The sequence below is a fragment of the Specibacter sp. NPDC078709 genome, from assembly GCF_040686795.1.
Taxonomy (GTDB): Bacteria; Actinomycetota; Actinomycetes; order Actinomycetales; family Micrococcaceae; genus Specibacter.
The window spans coordinates 368,051-394,245 of the sequence record NZ_JBFBLU010000002.1 but is presented as its reverse complement, the minus strand read 5'-3'; the positions used below and the strand labels follow the sequence as shown (position 1 = coordinate 394,245).

General features: G+C 61.5%; 24 protein-coding genes. 7 read left to right on the top strand and 17 right to left on the bottom strand.

The features are described from left to right. Positions 1-19: 19 nt before the first annotated feature. From AB0P14_RS05855 to AB0P14_RS05835, 5 genes are all read right to left on the bottom strand, one after another. Positions 20-676, bottom strand: coding sequence for a response regulator transcription factor (locus AB0P14_RS05855; RefSeq protein ID WP_363838958.1), 657 nt, complete (start codon positions 674-676; stop codon positions 20-22). Beyond that, positions 673-1,989: a histidine kinase gene (locus AB0P14_RS05850; protein WP_363838955.1), complete on the bottom strand. Its 1,317-nt coding sequence runs from the start codon at positions 1,987-1,989 to the stop codon at positions 673-675. The genes AB0P14_RS05855 and AB0P14_RS05850 overlap by 4 nt, the downstream gene beginning before the upstream one ends. Before the next feature lie 107 nt (positions 1,990-2,096). Beyond that, complete coding sequence (locus AB0P14_RS05845; protein ID WP_363838953.1) at positions 2,097-2,363, bottom strand: hypothetical protein; 267 nt, start codon at positions 2,361-2,363, stop codon at positions 2,097-2,099. Positions 2,364-2,430: 67 nt separating this feature from the next. Further along, a complete protein-coding gene (locus AB0P14_RS05840; protein WP_363838950.1) occupies positions 2,431-3,207 on the bottom strand; it encodes a fumarylacetoacetate hydrolase family protein in 777 nt (258 codons plus the stop codon). Between the two features lie 71 nt (positions 3,208-3,278). After that, positions 3,279-3,575: a hypothetical protein gene (locus AB0P14_RS05835; RefSeq protein WP_363838948.1), complete on the bottom strand. Its 297-nt coding sequence runs from the start codon at positions 3,573-3,575 to the stop codon at positions 3,279-3,281. Between the two features lie 233 nt (positions 3,576-3,808). On the opposite strand from AB0P14_RS05835, the gene AB0P14_RS05830 reads away from it, so the two are divergent. Next, positions 3,809-4,849 (top strand): mechanosensitive ion channel domain-containing protein, encoded by a 1,041-nt coding sequence (locus AB0P14_RS05830; protein ID WP_363838945.1) that lies wholly within the window; start codon positions 3,809-3,811, stop codon positions 4,847-4,849. A 110-nt stretch (positions 4,850-4,959) separates the two neighbouring features. On the opposite strand, the gene AB0P14_RS05825 is transcribed toward AB0P14_RS05830, so the two are convergent. From AB0P14_RS05825 to AB0P14_RS05780, 10 genes are all read right to left on the bottom strand, one after another. Continuing rightward, on the bottom strand, positions 4,960-6,072 hold the full coding sequence (locus AB0P14_RS05825) for a branched-chain amino acid aminotransferase (protein ID WP_363838942.1): 1,113 nt from the start codon (positions 6,070-6,072) through the stop codon (positions 4,960-4,962). Positions 6,073-6,257: 185 nt separating this feature from the next. Next, the gene (locus tag AB0P14_RS05820; protein ID WP_363838939.1) at positions 6,258-7,325 is read right to left on the bottom strand and encodes a 3-isopropylmalate dehydrogenase; all 1,068 of its coding nucleotides are present in this window, start codon (positions 7,323-7,325) and stop codon (positions 6,258-6,260) included. Between the two features lie 71 nt (positions 7,326-7,396). Next, positions 7,397-8,839, bottom strand: a complete 1,443-nt coding sequence (locus AB0P14_RS05815; RefSeq protein ID WP_363838936.1) for a deoxyribodipyrimidine photo-lyase — start codon at positions 8,837-8,839, stop codon at positions 7,397-7,399. Between the two features lie 61 nt (positions 8,840-8,900). Further along, positions 8,901-9,755: a prenyltransferase gene (locus AB0P14_RS05810; RefSeq protein ID WP_363838934.1), complete on the bottom strand. Its 855-nt coding sequence runs from the start codon at positions 9,753-9,755 to the stop codon at positions 8,901-8,903. Then, complete coding sequence (locus AB0P14_RS05805; protein WP_363838931.1) at positions 9,752-10,060, bottom strand: lycopene cyclase domain-containing protein; 309 nt, start codon at positions 10,058-10,060, stop codon at positions 9,752-9,754. The genes AB0P14_RS05810 and AB0P14_RS05805 overlap by 4 nt, the downstream gene beginning before the upstream one ends. After that, positions 10,057-10,362 carry a lycopene cyclase domain-containing protein gene (locus AB0P14_RS05800; protein WP_363838928.1) on the bottom strand — a complete coding sequence of 102 codons (306 nt, stop codon included), beginning with the start codon at positions 10,360-10,362 and terminating at the stop codon, positions 10,057-10,059. The genes AB0P14_RS05805 and AB0P14_RS05800 overlap by 4 nt, the downstream gene beginning before the upstream one ends. A gap of 35 nt (positions 10,363-10,397) precedes the next feature. Continuing rightward, positions 10,398-12,116, bottom strand: coding sequence for a phytoene desaturase family protein (gene crtI, locus AB0P14_RS05795; protein WP_363838925.1), 1,719 nt, complete (start codon positions 12,114-12,116; stop codon positions 10,398-10,400). Continuing rightward, positions 12,113-13,018 (bottom strand): squalene/phytoene synthase family protein, encoded by a 906-nt coding sequence (locus tag AB0P14_RS05790; protein WP_363838922.1) that lies wholly within the window; start codon positions 13,016-13,018, stop codon positions 12,113-12,115. Before AB0P14_RS05790 ends, crtI begins: the two co-directional genes overlap by 4 nt. A 2-nt stretch (positions 13,019-13,020) precedes the next feature. Continuing rightward, entirely contained in the window at positions 13,021-14,115 is a 1,095-nt protein-coding gene (locus AB0P14_RS05785) for a polyprenyl synthetase family protein (protein WP_363838920.1), read from the bottom strand. Then, the gene (locus AB0P14_RS05780) at positions 14,115-14,552 is read right to left on the bottom strand and encodes a MarR family transcriptional regulator (RefSeq protein WP_363838917.1); all 438 of its coding nucleotides are present in this window, start codon (positions 14,550-14,552) and stop codon (positions 14,115-14,117) included. The genes AB0P14_RS05785 and AB0P14_RS05780 overlap by 1 nt, the downstream gene beginning before the upstream one ends. Before the next feature lie 199 nt (positions 14,553-14,751). Between AB0P14_RS05780 and AB0P14_RS05775 the strand changes: the two genes are divergently transcribed. From AB0P14_RS05775 to AB0P14_RS05765, 3 genes are all read left to right on the top strand, one after another. Further along, positions 14,752-16,230: an SDR family oxidoreductase gene (locus AB0P14_RS05775; protein ID WP_363838915.1), complete on the top strand. Its 1,479-nt coding sequence runs from the start codon at positions 14,752-14,754 to the stop codon at positions 16,228-16,230. Positions 16,231-16,314: 84 nt separating this feature from the next. Beyond that, complete coding sequence (locus AB0P14_RS05770; RefSeq protein ID WP_363839366.1) at positions 16,315-17,664, top strand: histidine kinase; 1,350 nt, start codon at positions 16,315-16,317, stop codon at positions 17,662-17,664. A gap of 2 nt (positions 17,665-17,666) precedes the next feature. After that, positions 17,667-18,374 carry a response regulator transcription factor gene (locus AB0P14_RS05765; RefSeq protein WP_363838912.1) on the top strand — a complete coding sequence of 236 codons (708 nt, stop codon included), beginning with the start codon at positions 17,667-17,669 and terminating at the stop codon, positions 18,372-18,374. Positions 18,375-18,539: 165 nt separating this feature from the next. Here AB0P14_RS05765 and AB0P14_RS05760 read toward each other — a convergent pair whose 3' ends face one another. Further along, a complete protein-coding gene (locus AB0P14_RS05760) occupies positions 18,540-19,748 on the bottom strand; it encodes a methyltransferase domain-containing protein (RefSeq protein ID WP_363838909.1) in 1,209 nt (402 codons plus the stop codon). A gap of 182 nt (positions 19,749-19,930) precedes the next feature. Here AB0P14_RS05760 and AB0P14_RS05755 point away from each other — a divergent pair, with 182 nt between their 5' ends. The 3 genes from AB0P14_RS05755 (at position 19,931) to AB0P14_RS05745 (ending at position 24,412) form a co-directional block, all read left to right on the top strand. Beyond that, entirely contained in the window at positions 19,931-20,683 is a 753-nt protein-coding gene (locus AB0P14_RS05755) for an ABC transporter ATP-binding protein (protein ID WP_363838907.1), read from the top strand. Between the two features lie 3 nt (positions 20,684-20,686). Next, on the top strand, positions 20,687-23,203 hold the full coding sequence (locus AB0P14_RS05750; RefSeq protein ID WP_363838904.1) for an ABC transporter permease: 2,517 nt from the start codon (positions 20,687-20,689) through the stop codon (positions 23,201-23,203). 204 nt (positions 23,204-23,407) lie between these two features. After that, positions 23,408-24,412, top strand: coding sequence for a type IV toxin-antitoxin system AbiEi family antitoxin domain-containing protein (locus AB0P14_RS05745; protein WP_363838901.1), 1,005 nt, complete (start codon positions 23,408-23,410; stop codon positions 24,410-24,412). A 117-nt stretch (positions 24,413-24,529) separates the two neighbouring features. Here AB0P14_RS05745 and metG read toward each other — a convergent pair whose 3' ends face one another. Continuing rightward, positions 24,530-26,104 carry a methionine--tRNA ligase gene (gene metG, locus AB0P14_RS05740; protein WP_363838899.1) on the bottom strand — a complete coding sequence of 525 codons (1,575 nt, stop codon included), beginning with the start codon at positions 26,102-26,104 and terminating at the stop codon, positions 24,530-24,532. Positions 26,105-26,195: the final 91 nt, after the last annotated feature.

Here is a 26,195-nt window from a genome sequence, read left to right as displayed (position 1 = left end):
GCACGCTGAACCGTGCGCGTCAGTGGCGCGAATCGCGGAATAGCAGCGCCGCCTGCACCCGGTTTTCCAGCTCCAGCTTTGCCAGTATGCGCGACACGTGCGTCTTAACGGTCCCCTCACTCAGAAACAGGCTGCGCGCGATGCCGTCATTACTCATCCCCTGCGCCACCGCGTCCAGCACCTCCGCCTCACGCGCGGTCAGCAGCTCCAGCCGCGCCACGGCAGCGTTCGACCTCACCGCCGCAGCCCTCTCCCGCGTGCGCTCGATCAGCCGTCTGGTCACCGTCGGCGCCAGCATGCCCTCCCCCGCCGCGACCGCCCGGATGGCGTGGAACAGCCGGTCCGGATCCGTGTCCTTGAGCAGGAATCCGGCGGCGCCCGCCTCCAACGCGGCCAAAACATAGTCATCCAGGTCGAACGTGGTCAGCACCAGCACCTGCGGCGGGGTTGGCAGGGCGCGGAGATGGCCGGTTGCCGCGATCCCGTCCCCGCCTGGCATTTGCACGTCCATCAGTACGACGTCGGTCCGTTGGGTCTGCGCGCACCTCACCGCTTGCGGTCCGTTGGCGGCCTCCCCCACGACCTCCATATCGGGACGGGAATTGACCATCTTGACCAGGGCGGCCCGGACTAGTTGCTCGTCGTCCGCGACGATGACGCGGATCTTTTCCGTCACGGTGCACTCAATTCCTGATTGTCCCGACCCCTGGCAGCCTGCATCTTGAACGGGATGCGGGCCACCAGGTCAAAGCCGTTTTCGGCGAGTCCATGGGAAAGCGTGCCACCCAGCAGCTGGATGCGCTCGGCCAGGCCGACCAGTCCCAGACCCGCACCCAGCGCCGGTTCACTCATGGTTGACTTCCCGTTGGACACCGTGATGCGGAGTTCGGTCGCACGTGGTTGCACGCGGTGCAGTACAAGGGTCGCTTCTGCCGGTGCGCCGGGCGCATGGCGGGCCACGTTCGTGACGCCTTCCTGCACCACCCGGTAGGCGGCCCGGCTGACGGCATCGGGCAGCACACCGTCGAGGTCAGGGTTCGGCGCATAGTCAACGTTGATCCCAGCCAGCCGCCATCCCTCCAGTAGGCCCGCAATTTGTTCCACACCTGATGGCGCCGTGCGGATCGGACCGCCATCGGTCAGGCCGGCGTCCGTCTGACCGAGGTCGCCAGCCGGGTTGCCTACCGTGCGCCACTGCGAGGTGGTGGCGCCAGCTGTTTCACCGGCGCTGCCGTCCTCGTGCAGCACGCCGAGCACATCGCGCAGTTCGCTCAGGGCTGCGTGCGCTGTTTCGCGGATCAGCCGGGCCGAGCCGGTGGTTTCGGCGTCCGGGGCATCCACCTCCAGGGCCGCAGCCTGAACAGCAACCAGCGACATCCGGTGAGCCAGGGTGTCGTGCATTTCACGGGCGATCCGGTGGCGTTCGGCCAACTTGCTGCGTTCGACGTCGGCGGCGTGCCCGGCTTCGGCCTGTTCGGCGCGTTCCTTCAGCGATGACACCTGGTTTTCCCGGAGCCTGGCCCGCTGGCCGCGGTAGGCTCCCCACACCGCAATGGCACCCCATCCCACGGTGCCAAACAGAGCCACGTCCCAAGCCATGGGCTCACTGCCAACCAGCATTTCGGCTGCAACGGCCAAGGCAATGACAGCTGCCACCCACCAGTCGAGGCGGCGCCGGGCCAGCATGAACAAGGCAACGAAGAACGCGATTCCACTGAACGAGAGCGCACCCAGCACGGCCGCGGCGGCGGCCACGGACTTCGGGAAGCGGCTCCGCCAAATCAGCGCAACGGCGCCCAAGGGGGCAAGCACAGGCGCGATTCCGTAGCGGACCCACTCCAGGCCGGCACTTTCGGAGTCCGGGACCGTTCCGGATTCCAGCCCGAAACCGAGCACGGCCATCGAGAACAGGACATCGGCCGCGGCCACGACAAGGACCAGCAGTACTGTGCGCCAGGAACTTCCAACGGGCAACATTTTTATCTTCATGCTTCGAGCCTAATTTTCAGTGCGGTGCTGCCACATCCAACTAAAGTTGTCTTCTGCAGCACCCAGCATTCAGCTCCGGAGCTGCCGGGCGATAGGGGTGCCTCCAGCTATTTTCGGGCCCGGGACTTCGTCCACCGACGCAGCCGCAACCAGAAGCTGGCTGCCGCCAAGACCACGGCAATGCTGATCAAGACTTGAGCCAACAGCAAAGGCCCATCAGTCAGGAAGATGACCCGGGCGACAACACCCAAGATCGCGGCAGCCGCAAAAAACCACCCGGCAAACGCTTTAGGCGGCGGGTTTTTCAGGCGCCGTTGCGCCGCCTCGTTCATCGCCTGAGTGAAGCCGCGCCCAAAGGCGCGCTGCCCCCTCATGCCAAGTCCCGGCGTCGTGCTTCAACGACACCGGGACTTTGGATCTCAATCACCAACGAAGTCACTGCTAGCGGCGGACAACCGGGTTGGAGAGGCGGCCGATTCCCTCAATGTCAACGTCATAGCGGTCCCCGGCCTGCAGGAGGTCGACGCCGGCGGGGGTGCCGGTCATGATGACATCGCCCGGGAGCAGCGTGAACGCATGGGAGACGATCGAGACGAGTTCGCGGACGCTGCGCACCATCTGGTTGGTGCTGCCGTTCTGGCGCAGTTCGCCGTTGAGGAAGCCCTGGATGTAGAGGTCGTCGGGGTCCAGCTCGGTTTCGATCCACGGGCCGAGGGGCGCGGAGGTGTCGAATCCCTTGGCGCGGGCCCACTGGCCATCGCCGGCCTGAACGTCGCGGGCGGTCAAGTCATTGCCGCAGGTGTAGCCGAAGATGACCTCGTCGACGCGCTCTTCGGGAACGTCCTTGCAGATGCGGCCGATGACAACGCACAGTTCTGCTTCATAGGAGACTTCTTCGGAGAATTCCGGCAGCACGATCGGCTCGTTCGGGCCGATCACGCTGGTGTTGGGCTTGAGGAACATCAAAGGGCTTTCGGGGACCTCGTTGCCCAATTCGCGCGCATGATCGGCAAAGTTACGGCCAATGCCGATGACCTTGCTGCGCGGAATGATCGGGGCCACGAGGCGCACATCGATCAGTGGGTGCTTGACGGCGGTTCGTTCCACACCATTAAAGAAGGGATCGCCCTTGATGACAGTGACAATTTCACTGCCGGACTCCCCCTCCACAATGCCGTACATGGGGTCATTATCAACAACAAATCGGGCTATACGCATGTGTTTTAGTGTATCGGCAAAGTTGCGGCGGGCCCGCGTTGGGCAGGCGGCGACGTTGACTCATTACCTCACTACTGCGCGGACTTCTCCATTGCCCGGCGCTTACTGTCCTTTTTGAGCTGACTGACCCGGCCACTGGAAATACCAAGAAGGGCGGCCGCATCATTGGTTGTGATGTCCGCTGCCAGAATCATCTCGAGAACAGCGCGAGTTTCCTTAGCTGCCTGTTCCTGGGCTTTCTGTGCTGAGACAGAGGCCTCGCGAGATTTACGGATACGGTCCGCCAGCTCATCCGATGAAGGCTTGAGCTGGATCTTCCAGTTGGAATGATCCACTTCAGGGTGGAGAGTGTCGAGATAATCGCGCACTTGGCCAGCTGCTACCCATCAGCTGGCACGCGGGTCCCGATCGGTTTAGCGGTTGCGGGTCTGTGTCGCGGGGTCCAACTTGGGTGCGGAAATCGGCGTCGTTCTTGAGCGCGGTAGGGAAGGCCGGGACGGGACGAACTTGGACGGGCAGAGTGAATCCGCACTCAGCACAGGGTAACCCCGGAGGCCTTGGCGTTGAAGTTACTCCCAGAGTTCTCTGTCAGGCTCGACGGATGGATTCATTGGAAACAAGCATCATGCCCGTCCTGGCGATTGTGGCTGCGATCGTCGCTGCAATCGTGCTGACCTTTCTTTTGCGCTTCGCCGCCAATCAGACTTTCCGCAAGATTGCCGACTTCAAAGAACGCTCGAAGCTCGCCAGGGCCCCCGTGTTCGTGGTCCTATTGTCCTTAGGGTTGCGCCTTGCGCTGGGAGCAACAGCCACCGGCTACCCCTGGTTTGAACCAGTGGACTTTGCCCTGACTGTCGGTTTAATTGCCGCCCTGTGCTGGCTGGTGCTGGCGGCTCTTGTGGTGGCAGAACGGCTGGTGCTACGCCACTTCACGAGACGTGTCACCGATGGCAAACGCCGCCGCCGGCTCACGACCCAAATCAGTCTAGGCCGCCGCGTCATCAGTGCGCTGGTGATCACGCTTGCCGTGGCCGGGCTGCTGCTGACCATTCCCGAAGTCAGGACGCTGGGGACCGGAATTCTGGCCTCTGCCGGGCTGATCTCAATTGTTGCCGGTCTGGCCGTGCAAAGCTCGCTCTCCAACGTCTTCGCAGGCGTCCAACTGGCCTTTACCGACGCCCTCCGCATTGACGATGTGGTTGTGGTGGAGGGGCTGTGGGGTCGAGTGGAGGAAATCACCATGACCTATGTGGTGGTGCGTGTTTGGGATGAGCGGATGCTGATTCTGCCATCTACCTACTTCACCAGCACGCCGTTTGAAAACTGGACCAGGAACAGTCCCAAGATTATGGGCAGCGTGGAGTTCGACGTCGATTGGCAGGCCCCGGTGGACCAACTCCGCCAACATCTTCAAGATCTCTTATCCGGAACCCCGTTGTGGGACGGCCGCACCGGAAAGCTGGAAGTAACCGATGCCATCAACGGCCAAATCCGGCTGCGCATTGTGGTCAGCGCCAACGACAGCGGTGATCTCTGGGACTTGCGTTGCCTCGTGCGCGAATCGATGCTGGCGCACATTCAAAGGCTGCATTCAGTGTCGATCCCGCGTCAGCGCTGGGAATCCGAACCCCGGGCAGCTTAAAACCGCGCCCGTCCCCCAGTTCCGCGCCCGTATGAACGGGCGCGGAACTGGGGGACGGGCGCGGACAGTGCAGCCGGCCAGAAGACGAGCCGGCAACTAGCCCAGAAAGCCTAAGCCAAGCGGGTCAGCCAGCCGTGGAGGTCCTCGACGGCTCCGGTCTGGATACCCAGCAACTGCTCGCGGATGGCGGCCGTGACTTCGCCAATGCCCTGAGCCGGCGAGGCGATGGTGCCCTCGGCGGTTTTGAGCTCGCCGATCGGAGTGATGACGGCGGCGGTGCCGCAGGCAAACACCTCGGTGATATCGCCTGATGCCACCCCGGAGCGCCACTCGTCGATGGTGATTTTGCGTTCCTGTACAGACATACCGCGGTCAACAGCAAGCTGCAATACCGAAGAGCGCGTGATGCCGTGGAGGATGTGGCCGTTGAGTTCTGGCGTGACTAGTGTGCCGTCCTTGAACACGAAGAACACGTTCATGCCGCCGAGTTCTTCCACAGCGTTGTCGTTGAACGGATCCAGGAACAGCACCTGCTTGCAGCCGTTGGCCTCAGCTTCCATCTGGGCGATCAGCGATGCAGCATAGTTGCCACCACACTTGGCCTCGCCCGTGCCACCGGCGCCAGCGCGGGCGTAGGTGGTGGTCAGCCAGATCGAAACGGGCTTTAGTTCCCCGCCAAAGTAGTTACCGGCCGGGGATGCAATGACACGGTAGGACACTTCGCGGGCCGGACGCACACCCAAGAATGCCTCGGTTGCGATCATGAATGGACGCAAGTACAGCGCCTCGCCATCGCCCGACGGAACCCAATCCTGATCCACCGACACCAGCTGGCGCAGGGATTCCAGAAACGTCTCCGGCGGCAGTTCCGGCAACGCTAGACGGCGGGCCGAGGTGTTCAAGCGGGCCGCGTTCGCGTCGGCGCGGAACGTCCAAATAGAACCGTCGGCGTGACGGTAGGCCTTCATACCCTCAAAAATTTCCTGACCGTAGTGCAGCACCGCAGCGGCCGGGTCCATGAGGATGGGTCCGTACGGCTCAATGCGCGCGTTGTGCCAGCCGCCCTCGCCCTGGGCATCAACCTTGAAGTCCACCACGGCAGTGTGATCCGTAAAGTAGTCGCCAAAACCGGGGTTGGCCAAAATGGCGTCACGGTCTGCGCTGCTCTTCGGGTTCTCATTGAGCCGCTGGGAAAAGCTCAGCTCGCTGGCGTTCTGGGTCATGCTTCCTCCACAAGGTTATTCTCGCCGCTGCCATTGCGGGGCGGGATTGTGTGCCGTTCTGAGCACGTTGTCAGTGCCAGAAACCCTTCAGTTAGTGTGCACTCACTCTATTGGTTAAGCCTACTCCTGCCTAACACCTGTCCCGGGCCACGCCGGGCTCGCCACCCGCACCATGTACGACGCCGTTAGAGGGCTGCCGCGATGGCGTCACCAATCGCGCTGGTTGTGCGAGGGGACGACGCATCGCGGGTAGCGACGTCTGCAGCGACCGCGGCCTCGATCTTGGCCGCTGCGCCGTGGTGGCCCAGGTGGTGGAGCAACAGAGCCGCCGACAGGATGGCCGCCGTGGGGTCGGCCTTTTGCTGACCGGCGATGTCCGGGGCTGAGCCGTGGACCGGTTCAAACATGGAGGGCGCGGTGCGGTCCATATTGATGTTGCCCGAGGCGGCCAGACCAATTCCGCCGGTGACGGCTGCAGCCAGGTCGGTGACGATGTCGCCGAACAAATTGTCAGTGACAATGACATCAAAGCGGGCCGGATCGGTGACCAGAAAGATCATGGCTGCATCCACGTGCAGGTAATCAACGCTGACATCCGGGAACTCCTTCGCCACAGCCTCGACCGTGCGCTTCCACAAGTGCCCGGCGTAGACCAGCACATTGTGCTTGTGGACGTAGGTGAGTTTCTTGCGAGGACGCTCGTTGGCGCGGCGGAAACCGTCACGCACCAAGCGCTCTACGCCGAAGGCTGTGTTGACGGAAACTTCGGTGGCAACCTCGTGCGAGGTGCCCTTTCGCAGCACGCCACCGTTACCAACATAGGGACCTTCGGTGCCTTCGCGAACCACGACGAAATCGATGGTGCCCGGGTTCGCCAAGGGTGAGGCGACGCCGTCGTACAAGAAAGAAGGGCGCAGGTTCACATAGTGATCCAGGCTGAAGCGCAGCTTGAGGAGCATCTCGCGCTCAATCAAGCCGGACGGGATGGAGGTATCGCCGGGGGCTGCACCGACGGCGCCGAAGAGGATGGCGTCGTGACCGCGCAGGGCGTCAATGGTGGATTCGGGGAGCGTCTCTCCGGTGGCCAACCAGTGCTCGGCGCCGAGCAAGTAGTTGGTCAGTTTGAGCTCCACGCCTTCTGCGGAGGTAACCTTCTTCAGAACCTTCACGGCCTCTGCTGTTACCTCGGGGCCGATACCGTCGCCGGCAATTACGGCAATGTCAATGCCAGCTGTTTCAATGGTTGCGCTCATAGATTCAGCCTAGCCAAACTATCCACATGATGGGCAACTCATCTTACATAATGAGATCGCCGCTTGATAGATTAGGACGTGGTGGATTCAGCCTCGATGGAGGGCGTCTTGATGGAGGCATAGTCAGCAAGGGCATTCCGCCGACTTTCTTGCAGGTCCACCACAGGTTCGGGGTACTCCGGTGTGGCGATTTCTGGAACCCAAGCCGTGACGTAGCGGGCCAGGGGATCAAACTTCTTGGCCTGAGTCACCGGGTTGAAGATCCGGAAATATGGCGCAGCGTCGGCCCCCGATCCGGCTACCCACTGCCAGTTTGCCGGGTTTGACGCCGCATCGGCATCTACCAGCGTGTCCCAGAACCACTGCTCACCCAGCCGCCAATCGAAGCCTAAATTCTTGATCAAGAAACTGGCCACCACCATCCGAACCCGGTTATGCATGGTTCCGGTGTGCCACAACTCGCGCTGCCCGGCATCCACCAGCGGAATCCCGGTGGTGCCGCATTGCCATGCTGAGAGCTGCTCCGGCGCGAGATCGTCGGACTCGGCCGTCCGCCAGGGGAACGTATCAAACTGCGAGCGCAGATTCATTGTTGCTAGATCCGGATGGTGGAAGAGCTGGTGCCAGCAGAATTCTCGCCATCCGAGCTCGGCGGCAAAGACCTTCGCGCCAGGTGTTGCCTCTCCCACTCCCCCGGTTGCTGCCGAACCTCCCTTGCGGGACTCGGCGAGCGCCGCCCACACTTGGAACGGACTGATCTGACCCCACCGTAGATAGGGCGAGAGTCCGCTGGTGCCACGCTGGTCAGGGCGGTCGCGCGCATCCGAGTAGTCATTGACGGGGCCGTCGAGGAAATCGGCCAGCCGTTCTTGGGCCGCCGCTGCCGTGGGCCGCCACGTTTCACGCAGTCCGCCTGCCCAATCGGGTGAGGTGGGCAGTAGGGCCCAGCTCTCAAGCGGGTCGCTCGCTGGAGCGTCACTAAGTGGCAGCCTTCCGCTAAGTCCGCGTCCGGCGTCGGGCGTCCCTAGGGGTGCCCGAAAATCATGGCCCGAGACGGTGCGCCAGAACGGGGTGAAGACTTGATAGGGGTTTCCGGCTCCCGTGGTGACCGTCCAAGGTTCGTGCAGGAGGCTGGCCTGAAAACTCTCGGCGTGCAGGCCCTTTTCCAGCGCCCACTCCTTCAGTGCACCATCCACGGCACGTTCGGGGCCGCCATAGCGGCGGTTCCAATAGACGGCCGTGGCCCCCAACGTGGTGAGCAGCTCCGGCACAACGTAGGTTCCCGGGCCGCGGCGCAAAATGAGCGCGATCCCCAATGTTTGCAACTCGGCACGCAGATCTGCGAGCGCATGATGGAGCCACCACTTGGCTGCCCCGCCCAAAGGCCGGATGCCCTCCGACTCCTCATCCAGCACGTACAGGGCCACGGCACCGCCGTCGGCCGTGGCCGCGAGCAAGGCGGGATTGTCGGCGACTCGCAAGTCATCACGGAACCAGACCACTGAGACGTTCATGGTTGACCTTTCGGGGCGCGGGATTGTTGAGGGAATTGAACGGTTTTAGGGGCAGTGGTATTTAGCCGGTTGTCCGCAAGACCATCCAGATGAAGATCATGGTCACCAGGAATCCGGTCAGGTAGTTCAGCCATAGGAAGCGTTTCCATGCCTCGTTGGCTCGAGCCGAAGTGGCGTCAACCAGAGGCAGCGAAGGTGCAATGTTGATCAAATACGGTATGGCCAAGAGGGCGGCCACCGGAACTGACGTCAACAACATCAGCAAACCAGCACAGGCGTACGCAGCGAACGCGAACCAGACGGTAAAGCGCGCACCCAAGACTGTCCCGATGGAGGCAATTCCACCTTCCCTGTCGGGCACAATATCCTGAACCGCCCCGAAGGCGTGGCTGGCCATTCCCCAGAGGAAGAACGCCACCAGCACGGCCCAGAGTCCGGAGGTGAAATCCGCCTGCACCAGGACTAGCCCATACACGGCGGGAGAAACAAAGTGCGTAGCAGAGGTGATGGAATCCAGGAAGGGACGCTCCTTGAAACGCAGCCCCGGTGCACTGTAGGCAAGCACGGCAAAGATGGAGATCGCCAAGACAATATTGGCTGCTATCCCACCTTGCGTAGCGAGAACTGCTATGAAGGGCACCACCCCAAGGATGGAAGCCCACAGGATGAAACGATGGTGCTTGCGGTCAAGAACAGCACCCTCCACCCCGCCCTTGCGAGCGTTGAGCAGGTCAGATTCGTAGTCGAACACATCGTTGATGCCGTACATCAATAAGTTGTAAGGGATCAGGAAGAAGAGCGTCCCCACCACAAAGACCCAATCAATGCGCCCTGTCACCAGGAAATACGCGGCCGCAAAAGGATAAGCGGTATTGACCCACGATACCGGCCGGGAGGTCACGAACAAGTTCTTCATCGCTTCCCCTGACTAATAAACAAGATCCACAGCCCACTGAGCAGGAGCGCCCCACCCAGGGGATAAGCAAAGTCCTCGATGGGCGCCAGCCCCACACGGAAACCGTTGAGGGTGTGCCCCGCGTAGTCAAAGAGACCTGAAGCGATCATGACGTTGTCAAAAATGACCGTCAGCACCATAAGCACCACCACCGTGGATACCGTGGCAATCACCAGGTGGCCCTTGCATCGGCTACGCCAGAGACCGGCAAGGAAGACCACGGCCGCAACGGTCAGGAAGATGGCGTTGAGTTGGGCAAAGTTCACAGCTCGCCCCTGCCGTTGGGACGGCCACGACGGCGGCTGATCTGCAGAAAGCGCTGGGCCCCTGTAAGCAGGATCATGGTTTGGTAACACAGAAACAGCAGGAAGAATGCCTCCTCCAGGGGCAACTGCGGAGCAATCATGATCCCAGTCATGAGCGGGGAATCGCGGTGTAAGAAGATGCCTGCCTCGATGGCCGCCACGTCCCACAAAAGGAAGAAAGCAGTGCCTAGCAGCAGCACCAGTAAACCCGCCACAGGGCGGACAAAGACGAAGAGTTTCCACCGCGCATCGATCAAAACCATACATCCCAGAAGGAGCAATAGGATCAGCAAATAGATCATGAGGCGACCAACTCAGTAAGAGGTCCTGCACTGCTATCTCCGCGCACTAGTTTGAGCACAATCTCGGCACTGATCATGCACATGGGGACCCCGATCCCTGGCCGTACGGAACTGCCCGCATAGAACAGCCCCTCGACCTTGGAGTTAGCGTTTCCCGGACGCAGAAAAGCGCTTTGTGGCAGCGTGTGGGCAAGGCCCAAGGCACTGCCTTGCCACGCATTGAAATTGTCTTGGAAATCGGCGGGACCATAACTGCGCCGGACCACAATACGATCGGCGAGGTCGGGAGTATTGGTCCACGCAGCCACCTGGGCGATGGCAGCGTCGGCGACCTTTTCAATCTGAGCCGAGCCGCCGCCGTCGTACCCGCCTTTGCCCCACTGCGGCAAGGCTGGGGACGGGATCAGCAAGAACAGGTTTTCGCTTCCCTCAGGCGCGACCGAAGAATCAGAGGCACTGGGCTTACAGACGTAAAGGGATGTGGTGTCTGCGAGCGCGTGGCCGTCGGTGATGCGGGCAAAGTTATCCGCCCAATCCTCGGTGAACAGAAGATTGTGATGGGCAAGATCGGGCAGGGTGCCCCTGATGCCCAGGCAGAGCAGGACGGCGCTGATGCCAGGATCGGCTTTCTTCCACTTCTTGGCGCTGCGCATCTGTAAAGCCTCAGGAAGCAGAGCGGTTTCTACATGGTGCAAATCCGCGGCCCCCACCACCAGAGCGGCCTCGATGATGCGGTCCTTCCCATCGCTATCGCGCCAAGCAACAGCCTCGCAGCGGGGGCTGCGCTTCGGCTTGTTCAGCTTTAGCTCGCTGATTCTCGAGGTGGCCAGACCCGGATTGCCTGGCTCCGGTTCGGCCACGTGAATCTTGGTCGCCGTGGCTCCAGTAATGATCTCCACACCTGCGCCCCGCGCGACCCGTTCCATGGCATCCACCAGCGCGGCGAATCCACCCTGAGGGTAAAGCACCCCATCCTCTAGATCCAGATGGCTCATGAGGTGATAAATCGAAGGCGCCTTGTACGGGCTAGTGCCCAAGAAGACGGCCGGGTAGCCCAAGATCTTTTGTTGCAAAGGATGAGTGAAACTCGATGCCACAAAACTGTTCAGGTTCTGGGTCAATAGTTTCACTAACCGTGGGGCATGGCGCAGCACGGCCCGGCTGAGGAGCCCGCGCAGGGTTCCGAAGGGGTCGTACAGGAAGTGCTTCTTGGCTAAGTTGTAGGCTAGTTCTGCAGAATCCAAATACTGACCCAGCGCCTCCCCTGAACCCGCCTGCTGAGACTCGAAAAGGGCTTGTGTCTGCGTGCGTCCCGTGCGGACCTCAACGGAGGTGGCTGCCGTGTTCTGCGCCGCCACGCTCGACGGCGTGATTTTCGACGGCGCAGATGCGGCCGGCGCATAAGTCGCCGGCGCAGAGTTCCACAGTTTGTACGCCGGGTCCAGATGTGTCAGCTCCAATTCCGCTGCAGCGCTGGTTCCCATGAGCTTGAACCAATGGTCGATGACCTCCGGCATGAGGTACCAGCTGGGACCGGTGTCGAAGCTGAATCCATCGCGCTCAAAACGGCCAGCACGGCCACCCAATTGCGCTTCCTTCTCCAAAATCGTCACGCTGTGGCCGTCTTTTGCCAGCAAAGCAGCCGTTGCTAGGCCAGAGATTCCACCGCCAATCACCACAGCCTTCTGCGCTGCGAAGCTACGCTTGCCGCTCATGAGGAAACCGCTTGGGATAGTTCCTTGGTGGCGCTGGAAGATCCGGGGTTGGCTAGGACTCGCAAACCTATGAGGGCTTTGTGCCACCCAGGAACCCGAACCCTCCCCTGCGCTAGTTCGGCAGCAGGAACTTTATCTATCCGCTCCACCAGCGCCAAGAAAAGATCATGGGCCAGCCGCACCGAGCGTCGAGCCGGCGGCGCTAGAAACACCATGCCAGCCCGGGCGGCGGCAAGATCACTGCGAATATCGTTGAGAAGTTCGCGTTTGTGACTGTCGTTGAACGCGTCCGGATCAAGGCCGGGGAAGTAGAAGCGTCCCAGATCGGCACTGTCTGCACCCAGATCACGCAGGAAGTTCACCTTCTGGAATGCAGCGCCCAAGCTACGTGCCGCATTGACTAGCTGTGCATCATGGCCACTGGTGGCACCGGGCATAACTTGGAACACCTTCAAACACATTAAGCCCACTACTTCAGCAGAGCCATAAATGTAATCTGCCAAGGTGTCAGCGGAATGCACCGTCTTCAAGACATCGGTGCGCATAGATTCAAAGAACGGGCGTGTCAGGGCCGTGCCAATACCGGTTTCCCGTGCGGTGAGAGCGAACGCGTGCACCACCATGTTGGTGCTGTAGCCACAGCCCATGGCCCGCTCAGTTTCAGCTTCCAAATTATCTAACTGCCAGCACACGGCGTCAGTGTTGAGCCCTGCAGCCGCAGCTGCGCCGTCCACCACTTCATCAGCCACCCGCACCAGGGCATAGATGTTTTCTATATGGCGGCGATTCTTGGTGCCCAAAATCAAGCAAGCTAAGCCGAACGACGTCGAATAGCTGCCAATCACCACGCCGGCGCTGCGGGTGGCTGTGTCAGAATAATGTCCCAGTGGATCAAGTCTCATGTTCAGCTACTCCTTGTCAGCACGTAGTCGCACAGAGTGGAAAGTTCCGCATGTAGCGACGCCGGCAGATCAAGCTGCTGAGCCTTGTCTAGGGCATCTGATACCAACGATTCGGCCAGCCCCACGGCAAAGTTGGGCGCTCCCAACTGATGCAACACTGTCCGTAGGGCGTCAGTATCGACCTGTCCACGTCTAAAAGCTTCCGCCATTGATGTGAATTCTAGGGAACCGGCGGCGAAGGTGGTCAAGATGGTTCGCTTGCCCTCGCGCAGATCGGAGTCAACAGATTTTCCCGTCAACGTGGACTCACCAAAGGTGCCCAATACGTCGTCGATAATTTGGTAGGCGATGCCAATGTCACGTCCCACAGCCGCCAAAGCATCCGCGGTTGCAACTGACTCCCCGGCCAGAAGTGCGCCGGCTCGAAGTGGCATTTCAAAAGAGTAAACAGCAGTTTTCAGCCGTTCCATGTTCAGCACCTCTGGCATTTCTGCCCGCAACCCGCCCAACGAGAAAAGGAGATCATCCAACTCACCGGCAGCCGAGGCAAAAATTGCCTCATGCATGGTTTCAAGAATGGCACCACAATGGCGATGCCCCGCGGCGGCGGCCATGGCCATGCGCAGGGATCCGGTCAGCAATAAATCCCCGGCTATGATGGCCGCAGAATAGCCGGCGTGATCGGCGTCGTCCGCGGTATGTCCCAAGCCGGCTGCCACGTCACGATACTCCGCTCCTATGGTCGCGATGCCTCGTCGAACAAAATCCCTGTCGATGACGTCGTCGTGCACCAACAGTGCAGCATGGAGCAGCTCAAAGGCCGCGGCCAAATCCCCACACGCCTGGTGATCAGTTCCACCGAACGCCGAATACGTCAAAAAAACCAGGCGTGGCCGCATCCACTTACCGCCACGGGTGGTCTTGGACATGCTCGCCCACAACTGTTCAAAGGCCGGAGAGTAGGCCTCCGCCCGGGCACCATGGCTGAGGAAATACGTATCGAGCGAGGACTGAATCTGAGCTTTGAATCCCTCCCATTCGAGCGTTTCCGGCTGACGAGTTCCAAGGTTTTTCAGAGATTGCTTGATGGATGACATCACTGCTCGCCTTTCACTGTTCCTCTGTGCAGGTGATCGTACTTCATTTCAATCTCGCTCTCGAGGCTAGCAATCCGGCCGGTCATGGAATCGACCACTCCGGAGAGAAAATCAACTATCACGCGCTGTTCGTGTTCTTCATAGCCGCGCACTGCCTGGTCAACATCTAAAATCATCGGCATCAACATCTCCATGGCTGACTGCACCGACTCGTCGCTGGGGCTGATGACCCAGCGCCGTCGATCCGTCGGGTGTGGGGAGCGGTGCACGTGTCCCTTCGCCACCAAGCGATCAATCACGGTGGTGGTGGCGGCCGGGGTCAAATGCAGCATCTGCGAAAGCTCACTCGGTGACACGGAGCGCAGTTTCAGGAGGTGCTGCATGGCCTGAAAATCGGTTTCGTTGATTTCCATCTCACGCCGCATGATGAACTCCATGGTCTCGTTCAAGGCAAGCACCTGCCGCACAAGAGCCGACGCTGGATGCATCGAATCTCGAACGGGATCAACTTGTTCGCCACTCACGTATATCCCCTTGTTGATAATTAATCAATCATGTATATCAAAGTGTTGATAATAAGAAAATCTAACTACATAATGGAGGAAGAAAACAGATTTGTCGAGCTGGAGGCGCACCATGGCAAGAATCGCTGTCGCAGGAGCAACTGGTTATATTGGTGGGCGGCTCATTCCGCTACTCCTAGAAGCCGGGCACGAGGTACGGGTATTGAGCCGTAACCTGACAAAACTTAGAGATGTCCCGTGGCGAGATCAGGTCACCGCGGTGGAGGGATCCATTCAGGACTTCGAGACTGCTCGCGAACTCTGCCACGGCACGGAACTGGTCTATTACTTGGTGCACTCCATGTCTGGTGGAGCCGAGGCCGATTTTGAGCGGGTGGAACGTCTCTGTGCCATGAATCTGGGTCAGGCAGCCCGAGAGGCAGGCGTGCAACGACTGGTGTATCTATCCGGGCTCCACCCCCATGGAAAGCTCAGCCGCCATCTGGCTTCTCGCACCGAGGTAGGTAGTATTCTCATGGCCAGCGGAACACCCACCGTGGTGCTCCAAGCCGGGCTGGTGATCGGATCGGGTTCGGCCAGTTTTGAAATGGTCAGGCACCTGACCGATGTGCTCCCCGTAATGCCGGCCCCCAAATGGGTCATGAATAAGATCCAGCCCATAGCCATCCGAGATGCGCTGCACTATCTGGTGGGTGCAACATCGCTACCATCCGGGCTCAACCGCACCTTTGATATTGGCGGGCCTGAAGTTCTGCGCTATGCAGACATGATGCGCAGCTATGCGCAGGCCGCAGGATTCCGGCCTCCAACCATTATTCCTTTGCCGGTGTTAACGCCATGGCTGGCAGGCCAATGGGTCAATTTAGTCACTCCAGTCCCCCGTAGCCTGGCCATCCCACTGGTGGAATCCCTTCAGCATTCTTGTGTGACCAGTGAGAAGGACATTGCCGCCTTCATCCCCGACCCCGACGGCGGACTCACGCCCTACAAGCGGTCTGTAGAATTGGCGCTCCACAAGATCGAAACCGACGCGGTGGAGACAACGTGGGCAACTGCCCACGCCCTGAGCGCACCTGCCGAGCCTTTGCCGAGCGATCCAGACTGGGCCGGTTTGACTGTTTTCACCGATGAACGCAAAAAAACCACCAAGGTCCCTGCCCATCAGGTCTGGGCCGTGGTGGAAGGAATAGGTGGAGAGAACGGCTATTACTCTCTTCCATTCGCGTGGACTGTGCGTGGCTGGATGGACAAGCTCGCCGGTGGGGTCGGCTTGATCCGAGGACGACGCAGCCCCAATTCTCTCCAACTCAACGACACCGTTGACTGGTGGCGCGTGGAAACATTGGAGCGGGGCCACCTGCTACTCCTGCGTGCGGAGATGATTGTTCCTGGCAGGGCGTGGCTTGAATTTGAAGTCACGGATCTGGGGGAAGGACAAGGAAGCGAGTTCCGGCAACGGGCCATTTTCTTTCCGCGGGGCCTCTGGGGGCGGTTGTACTGGCTGGCTGTTTTGCCGTTCCACGGAGCAATCTTCAAGAATATGGCCAGCCGCATCACTGACGCCGCCGCACTCCGAGGTGGAGCGCAGTAGCGGCAACCAGAACCAGCCACCGCAAATCTCCACCCTGGGCAGGAGGCTATTGGAGGCGGTAGACCATAGGGTGGATACGTGATCATGCATTCCATTTACGACTGGTTCAGTCGGCACCGCTTCGCCGTGGACTTCGTTTTAATGTCGGTGCTGGGGCTCATGGTGATGCCCTTCAGTATTGCCGACGGCGGATATCGCCGAACCGGTCTGGAAATGCTGGTGGCGGGAGTCTTCGCAACGGCGCTGATTTTCCCGTTGGCGTGGCGGCGTACTCGCACAGTCATGGCTGGTTCCATCATTGCCGGCGTTGCCGTCTTGCAGTGGGCGCTCAATGTGGAGCCCATGGCGGCCAATATTTCTGTACCGCTCATTGTCTACGCGCTGGCGGCATTTGGCCCACGCTGGGCATCGCTGAGTGGGCTGGGCTTGGCCATGTTGGGCTCCATCATGCTGGTGACCCGCTACTTTTACGAGCTCACCATGGTCAGCTTGGCCGATCTGCCCTACACCATAGTCTTGATTCTCATGGTCTGGGTTCTGATCCTTTTCAGCTGGACAGCCGGTGACCTGACGCGAACCAAACGGCTCCGCGAACAAGCCCTTTCCGAGCGCGCCCACCGACTGGAAATTGAGGCCCAGCACGAACGTGAGCTCGCCGCCAGCGATGAGCGCGCCCACATTGCTCGCGAGATGCATGACATCGTGGCGCACTCGCTCTCCGTCATCATCACCCAGGCCGACGGCGCCCGCTACGCCGCAGTGGCCACCCCTGAAATCGCACCGCAAACACTAGCTACGATTGCCGCCACAGGCCGTTCTTCCCTCCAAGAAATGCGCCGCCTGCTAGGCGTTTTGCGTGGCGGAGACGAGGCCTCCACCCGGCCCCTCCCCGGCCTCGCGGACATCGACGAACTGCTGTTGGGCACCCGCGCAACAGGCCTACCGGTGGAGTTCACCGTCACCGGAACGGCCCGCCGCCAACTCCCACCCGGCGCGGAACTGACCGCCTACCGCATGGTCCAAGAGGGCCTCACCAACGTCATGAAGCACGCCGGACCCAACGTCCAATCCGCCGTCCACCTCGCCTGGAACGCGCGCGGCCTGGACATCACCGTGCGCGACGACGGCCGTGGCGCCACCGCCGCCCTGTCCACCAACCCCGTCTCGGTGCTGCCCACAAGACCCCCAGCGATTTCCGCCCAGGTGAGGAACGACGTCGTCCCTCACGCAGGCGGGCAGCCCACCACCGGGGCACTCAAGACTGCTTCACCCCAGACTGTGTCTCCCTCCGGAGCCCCGAGCGGAACCTCGGGCGGCAACGGCTTGCGCGGCATGGCCGAGCGCGTAAAACTCTACGACGGCAATCTTTCGGCCGGCCCGCTGCCTGGCGGCGGTTTCGGCATCAACGCATTCATCCCCTACACGGAGCAGTAACCATGACTTCCCTCTCCCCCATCCGCGTGGCCCTGGTCGACGATCAGCAGCTGGTGCGTTCCGGCTTTGGCATGCTGATCAATTCCCAGCCCGATCTGAGCGTGGTGCTGCAGGCTGGCAACGGCATCGAGGCGCTGGCCGGGCTCTCGGCAACGGCGGCCGATGTGGTCCTCATGGACGTGCGCATGCCCAGCATGGACGGGCTCGAAACTACCCGCCGGCTCATGGAACGCACCAAGGCTGCGCCGTCCGGATCGTGGTTGTCGGAGCTGAAGATCGTGGTGCTGACAACTTTTGACCTCGATGAATATGCTTTGGCCGCGATTCAGGCAGGGGCCAGCGGCTTCTTGCTGAAGGACGCCCCGCCGGAGGAACTACTCGGCGCCATCAGGACTGTTTTCGCGGGCGACGCCGTCATTGCCCCGTCCACCACGCGCCGGCTGCTGGATCATGTGGCGCCCATGCTCTCTGCCCCCAGCGCGGCCAACGACGCCCATGCCGAAGCGGTGGCCCGGCTTACGGCGCGCGAGCATGAGGTGTTTGTGCTGATCGCCAACGGTCTCTCCAACCCGGAGATCGCCGCGCAGCTGTTCGTTTCCGAGGCCACCGTCAAGACCCATGTGGGGCACATCTTGGCCAAGCTTAACGCCCGTGACCGGGTGCAGATTGTGGTCATCGCCTACGAGACCGGGATCGTCTCCCCGCGCTAACCGGCGCCCCTGCCCGATGCCGCACTTGCCGGGGCGTTTCTGCCGACGCCGCCGCAGGGACCCCGTCCGCCACTACTCCAGGGAGAGAAACACCGGTTTTAGCTTGGCCGAGTCGAGCTCGGCATCGTCACCGGCCAGGAATGTCGGCAGGGTGTGACGGGGGACCTACAGGTGCAGGCGGTAGAAGCGGAAGGCCGAGAATCCCTCGATGGGCAGGCGTTCCACCGCGGAATAGCCAGCCCCTGCCGCGTACCGTTCCAGCACCGATTGCCGCATCACCGTCCCCGTGCCCGCCGATCCCGGGATCGACAGGCTGTCGGGCAGGCAGATGAACAGGCTGTAGGCATACATGAGCCGCTCCAGTTCGTCCCCGGCCGGGCCAAACGCATCGGCGACGGCTTCATCCATGACCACCACCACGCCGTCGGACTTCACCATGGCGCGGACTGCGGCCAGCACCTGCACGGGAAACGGCATATCATGCAGCGCCTCAAAGATGAAGACGGCGTCCTGGCTGCCGGGCGCCCCGGCGTCTGCCGCGTCCGCGGCGTCGGCGTCCGCGGCGACGGCGTCCGCGGCGACGGCGTCCGCGGCGACGGCGGAGTCGGCGACGGCGTCCGCGGCGACGGCGGAGTCGGCGTCGGCGTCGGCGTCGGCGAGGCGGAACGTTGCCCGGCCCTCCAAACCGCGGCGGCGTGCGTTCTTCCGCGCCTGCTCGATCGAGGGCTCGTCAATGTCAATGCCGACGACGGCGGCACCCGGGTAGGCGTTCGCCAGCGCCAGCGTGGACCAGCCGAAGCCGGCCCCCAGATCGGTGATGCGCGCCCCCTGCCGGGACAGCACCTCGTGGATCTCCGGGACGGACGCCAAAGCGGTACCCAGCCGCTGGTCAAACCACGGTTTGTTGCCGGCCGCCTGCGACTCGCGTGCCTCGCTGCCGATCTCCGCCCAGCCCACGCCGCCGCCATGCCGGAATGCCTGCACCAGTTCCGGCAGCTGTGCCACCCCTGCCCGGAGCATGCGCACCATAGGCATGAGTGTTGTGAGGGAGTCCGGTTGCAGCAGCACCTCGGCAGCACCGGGCGGCAGTATGAAGCGGGGCCCGGCATCCTGAGCTGTTCCGGCGTCCTGCACCACTTCGACGAAGCCCGCCACGCTTTGTTGTTCCAGCCATTCCCGCGCGTAGCGTTCCTGCGTGCCGGTACCCGCTGCCAACTCAGCCGGCGTCAGCCCTGCTCCGCCGGCTTCGGCAAGTGCGGCATACCAGCCAAGCCCGTCACCCAACACAATGCTTGCCAGTTCCGCGTAGCCCAGCACGGCAGCGACCACCCGGTCCGAATATGCTGCCACGCCGTCATCCATCGCCTGGACCATGCTGACAATTCTCCTCTTCCCAACGGATTCTAGAAAGCGGAACTTTGCCCTCAGGAAATCGTCCTCCCGCACCCCAGCGGCAGCCGCCTCCCACTACGGTAGGAGGGACCGGCGTCGAACATTCCAAAGATCTCCAACCGTGCTCCGATCCGCGCCACCCCATCCGAAATTAGGCTGGAGCCATGACCATCACAACAGAGCACAATCAACGCACATTGGCGGTTCAGGCCCGCGGTTTGCGCAAGACCTACGGCAAGGGCGAAACCGAGGTGACAGCGCTCAAGGGTGTGGACCTGGAGTTCCCGGCCGGCCAATTCACCGCCATCATGGGGCCCTCAGGTTCGGGCAAATCCACACTGATGCACTGCTTGGCGGGCCTCGATTCGGTCACCAGCGGCACCATCCACTTGGGCGACACCGAGCTGACATCGCTCAACGACAAGGCGTTAACCCAGCTGCGCCGTGACCGGATCGGCTTCGTCTTCCAAGCCTTCAACTTGGTCCCAACCCTGACTGCGGAAGCCAACATCACCCTTCCCGTGGCTCTGGCCGGCGGCACCGTGGACAAGGAATGGTTCACCTTCATCACCAAAACACTGGGTCTGGTGGATCGCCTGGCGCACAAGCCGCATGAGCTCTCCGGCGGCCAGCAGCAGCGCGTCGCCGTGGCCCGCGCCCTGCTCACGCGCCCCGATGTGATCTTTGGCGACGAGCCCACCGGCAACCTCGATTCCCGTTCCGGCGCCGAGGTGCTGGGCATGCTGCGCCGCTCCTCGCGCGAAATGGGCCAGAGCATCATCATGGTCACCCACGACCCCGTCGCCGCCTCCTACGCCGACCGCGTGGTACTCATGAACGACGGCGCCTTGGTGGGGACTCTGGACAACCCGACCGCCGAATCCGTGCTGGCTTCGCTGGCCTCCTTGGGGGCGTAAGCCATGCTGCAGGTCGCCCTTAGCCAACTCAAAACTCACTCCAGACGGTTCATAGCCATCACCTTAGCGGTGCTATTGGCCGTCGCGTTCCTCTCCGCAACCCTGATGGTCAACGCCTCCACGCAAGCATCGCTGAAGGCTAGCATTGGGCAGGCTTATGCCTCGGCGGATCTCGTCATCTCCCCTCCTGGCAATCCACCACTGACGACGTCGGCCGCTGCTGCCGTGGCTGCCTCACCTGACGTCGTGGAATCGTATGCGCAGCGCTCCTTGTATGTTCAGACCGATCTGGGTAGCGCCTCCGCCGCCGCATTCTTGCGCAATATGCCCTCTTTCCCGTCATTGGAACCTGTTGAGCTGCGCTCCGGCGCGTGGCCTTCCAACGACCAGGAAGTGGTGGTGGACTCCAAAACCGCCGAACGCAATGCGCTAGTTGTAGGCAGCAAAACTACGCTCACCGGGCAGGCTGTCGCGGATGCTTCAAGCGCAACTGGGCAGGGAGCTGGGCCGCAGCTCGTCGCCACCGTCTCAGGCATCATGGCAGCATCGGCTGACCCAATGTCATCAGGGATGGCCCAGTTTGTGGGCACACCGGCGGCCGTTGATAAGCTCAGCGGCCCGGACGCCGGATTCAGCAGCATCTCGGTGAACCTCAAGGCCGGTGTTTCCATCGCCGCAGCGAAGGATTCCCTGGCGAGGTCTCTCGATCAGCGGGTCGAAACCATCCTGACCCCTGACGAGAAAACCACTGAAGAAGTCTCTCGGTTTACCGGCGGATCGGACCAGCTGACCATCATCTTGCTGGCGTTCGCAGCCGTGGCCCTGCTCGTCGCGGCACTGGTTGTCTCCAACACCTTCTCGGTTCTGGTCGCCCAGCGAACCCGCGAACTCGCCCTGCTGCGTTGCATTGGAGCGAGCCGCAAACAGGTGCGCAACTCCGTCATTGTGGAGGCCCTGGTGGTTGGGGTCGTTGCCTCGGTACTGGGTGTGCTGGCGGCCACGGGAACCATGGCGTTGGTTTTGACCTTACTGCGCCAGAATCCCGACTTTAGCTTCGCCACGTTGGCGGTGCCGCCGTCGGCCATTATTGCTGGCATCCTCATCGGCACTCTACTGACGGTGCTGGCAGCACTGGTTCCGGCCCGCGCCGCAACGGCCGTGGCTCCGCTGGCCGCGCTTCGTCCTGTGGACGATACCACCGTCCACACTACGGGTGGACGGGTTCGCCTGGTCATTGGCGTGGTGCTCGTCTTGGCGGGCGGCGTTGGCCTGGTTGTTGGCGGGATCTCCGCGAATCTGCTCTTGGCACTTCCCTCGGGGGCTGCGTCATTTGTTGGCTTCCTGATGGCGGCCACGCTGTTCGTGCCCAAGCTCGTCTCACTCGCCGGAACGCTGGCGCGTCCTGCTGGTGTGCCGGGCAAGATGGCTGCTGCGAACGCCGTGCGTAATCCGCGCCGCACCACCGCGACCGCCTCGGCGCTGCTCATTGGCGTCACCCTCGTGACCATGATGATGACCGGTGCCGCCACTGCCCGGCATGCCTTCGACACTGAGCTCGACGGCGTCTATCCGGTGGATATCACTGCGCAGTCGTACGCGGACCAAGATACTGTTACAGATTCCCAAATGGCTACGGCGGCAGCTCTTCCGGGAGTTGAGCACATTGCCCGGCTCCAGTTGGTGGGTTTGGTGAATGCGGGTGATACTGAGCTACCTGCTTACGGTATTTCCGATGCCGATGCGGCCGCTGTTCTGGCCAACCCCGCCAACCGGCCAACCCCGACGTCGGCCGTGTTGCCCAAGGGCCTGATCCCCAAGGACACCACCAGCACCTCAGCCAGCCTCGTTGCTGGGACGCAAACAACCAACCTCACCGGAACCGCTGCAACCACCAACGGGACCTACGCTCTGGTGTCGTTGGACGCGTTCGGGCCAGTGGCCGCCGACGATCCACTGCGCATGCAAGCACCTAACCCGTTATGGATCAAGGTGCACCCGTCCCTGGACGCCAACGCTTTGTTGGACCTGCGTCAGTCCATAGCCACAGCTTTAGGGCTCGACGAATACCAGGTCTCTGGTGCTGTTCTGGAAAAGGTCACGTTCGGTCAGGTCATCGACATGTTGCTGCTGGTCGTCACCGGGCTGCTGGCCGTGGCCGTATTCATTGCCCTGATCGGTGTGGCCAACACGCTCTCGCTGTCGGTGCTGGAACGGACCCGCGAGAACTCGTTGCTCCGCGCCTTGGGCCTGACGCGTGGACAGCTCCGTGGCATGCTGGCTCTGGAAGCGGTTCTCATTGCCGGCGTCGCAGCCATCATCGGCTCGGTTCTAGGCACCGTGTACGGCTGGGCGGGAGCGCAATCGGCTCTTGGCAGCTTCGCGTCCGTCACCGCCGTCATTCCGTGGGGTCAGATCCTGGCGGTGGTTGCTGTGGCAGCAATTGCCGGGCTGCTCGCCTCCGTAGTGCCGGCCCGCCGTGCTGCCAAGCTCTCCCCCGTTGAAGGTCTGGCCATGGATTAGCTGCTGAAGCTCCTGCGGCTCCTGCCGCTCCGCTGCCACGCGGATTCGGATGGCGCTTGCGGGAAAAGACGGCTGTATACGGCCATCTTTTCCCGCAAGCGCCGTCTGAATGCAATGTTGGGGCTCAGTTACGGACTCCAAAGTTATCCACAGGCATCACATCTGTACGTCTCGCGAGCATCTTTGCAGTGAGACGCTGGGACTATGAGCATGCCACGACTGATTCTTCCATCGGACTTTGAAAAGTCCGGCCGGGACCGCCGGCAGCTGGTGGAGCTATGCAAGAGCGGGGAACTCACCCGTGTGCGCCGTGGCGTTTACGCAAAGACTGCTTCCGTCCGCGAACTCAGCCCTTTGCAAAACTATGGACTAAAGATTCTGGCATTTCAGGCACTGACCTCACGTCAGCCCGTACTCTGCCATGCGAGCGCGGCACTACTGTGGGGACTGTGGATTGTGGGTACTCCCCGACGTCTGCATGTCATGACAGAAGTGATGGTGGGCGGGCGAAACGAAAACGGTGTGATCAGGCATCGCGGCTCCATGACTGATGGACTCCAAAGGTGTGGCCCATTCCTGCTCACTGACAAATTGACCACGGTAATGCAACTGATCCTCTCGCTCGATTTTCCCTACGCCGTTGCCATCTGTGATTCAAGCTTGCGGGCACCCGACAGGAAACATCAGTTCAATCACTTCACGCCGCCCCTTGTGGACTCCCCACAATTCGACCCCTTGTGGCAAAGTACCTACCCACAGGGACAAGCATTGCGGCGCGAAGATCTCATGGTCGCAGCCGACAAACTGCCCACCGCCAGCGCCCGCAGACGGGCACTAGCCGTCATCAGTTTCGCTAACCCACTGTCCGGCTCTGCTGGGGAATCAATCAGCCGAGCCAAGATGCATTTGTTGGGTTTCCCCGCCCCGATACTCCAACAACGGTTCATCCTTCGTGATGGCAGCGACGCTTTTACTGACTATTGGTTCGAGAAGATCCGGCTCGTCGGCGAATTTGACGGCCAAGGCAAGTACTTGCGCGACGACTGGGGCGGAGGCCTATCCATTCAGGACCGTGTCATGAAGGAAAAGCGACGCGAGAACCAAATCCGAGCCCAGGTCAGCGGTTTTGTCCGATGGGAATGGAACGAAATGATGAACCAGGAACGCTTCATCAGCCTGTTGCGGGAGGCTGGACTGCGACAGCAATAGACCGTTCAGCCAAAAGGACGGCGCTTGCGGGAAAAGACGGCGGTATACGACCATCTTTTCCCGCAAGCGCCGTCCGAATCCAAACGGGCACGAAACGGGCGCGAAACAGGGCCGCGACTACGCGGAGGCGGGCTCTTCGTACCGTGGGAAGATCGGCGTCGGGGCGGGCAGGACCGTTCCAGCAACCAGCGGTGTGGCGATGGCAGCAAACTCACGCAGCGCCGAGTCCGCGGAGGTCCCCTGTCCCAGAACCGTCAGCAGCTTCGCGGCGGCGTCCGGCATAACCGGCTGAATCAGGATCGAGACCATGCGCAGTACCTCGAGGGTTACGTACAGCACGGTTTCCATGCGGGGAACGTCCGTCTTGCGCAGCACCCAGGGGGCCTGATCGGCGAAGTAGGCGTTGGTATCGCCCAAAACGTGCCAGATCTTTTCCAGAGAACCGTGGAAGTCCTGCACCTGGTACGCGTTGCGGGAAATCTCCAACAAACCAGCGGCAGCAGCCATCATGGCCTCGTCCGCAGGCGTGAAAGCGCCCGGCGTCGGCACCACACCGGCACAGTTCTTGGCCACCATGGACAAGGAGCGCTGAGCCAGGTTACCCAGGTTGTTGGCGAGGTCGGAGTTCATCCGGCCCACCACGGCGTCGTGGTTGTAAGAACCATCGGCGCCGAAGGGAACTTCGCGCAGAAGGAAGAAGCGGACCTGGTCAAGACCGTACTGGGCAACCCAATCCGCCGGAGCCACAACGTTGCCCAAGGACTTGGACATCTTCACGCCGTTGTTGTGCAGGAATCCGTGGATCATGACGCGCTTGGGCAGCTCGATCCCGGCCGACATCAAGAATGCTGGCCAGTACACGGCGTGGAAGCGGGAGATGTCCTTGCCAATGACGTGCACGTCAGCCGGCCAGTACTTCTGGAACGCCTCAGACGACACATCCGGGTAGCCAACGCCGGTGAGGTAGTTGGTCAGCGCGTCCACCCACACGTACATGACGTGCTTGTCGTTTCCGGGGACAGGAACGCCCCAGTCGAAGGTGGTGCGGCTGACGGAAAGGTCTTCCAAGCCACCCTTGACGAAGCTGATGACCTCGTTGAAACGGGTGCGAGGGGCGCCGAATTCGGGCTCAGCCTCGTAGAGCGCCAGCAATTTTTCCTGATAGTTGGACAGTCGGAAGAAGTAGCTTTCCTCTTCGGTCCAGGTCAACTCGGTGTCGGTGACCTTGGAGTAGCGCTTGCCGTCTTCGCGCAGTTCCGTCTCGTCTTCGCCGTAGTAGGCCTCGTCGCGGACAGAGTACCAGCCCTCGTACTTGCCCAGGTAGATGTCCCCGGCCTCCTCCATCTTTTTCCAGATGGCCTGCGAGGCGGCGTAATGATCGGCGTCCGTGGTGCGGATGAAGCGGTCGTAGCTGATGCCGAGGGCGGCGTGCGCTTCCTTGTAAATGGCGGCGTTTCGGTCCACCAGCTCCTTGGGCGTGACGCCCTGATCCTCGGCGGCTTGAGCAATCTTCATACCGTGCTCATCGGTCCCGGTCAGGAACATCACGTCGAACCCGTCCAGGCGCTTAAAGCGTGCCATGGCGTCGGTGGCGATGTACTCGTAGGCGTGCCCGATGTGCGGAACACCGTTCGGGTACGTGATGGCAGTGGTGAGGTAGTAAGGCGTCTTGGCCGATTCAGTAGATGTCACCCTACGAATTTACCGTGTCCGCAGTGTTTCTCCCATTTCCTGCCCAAATCTTCGCTCTCTTCCAACGAACGACGGCGGCGTCCCCACCAAA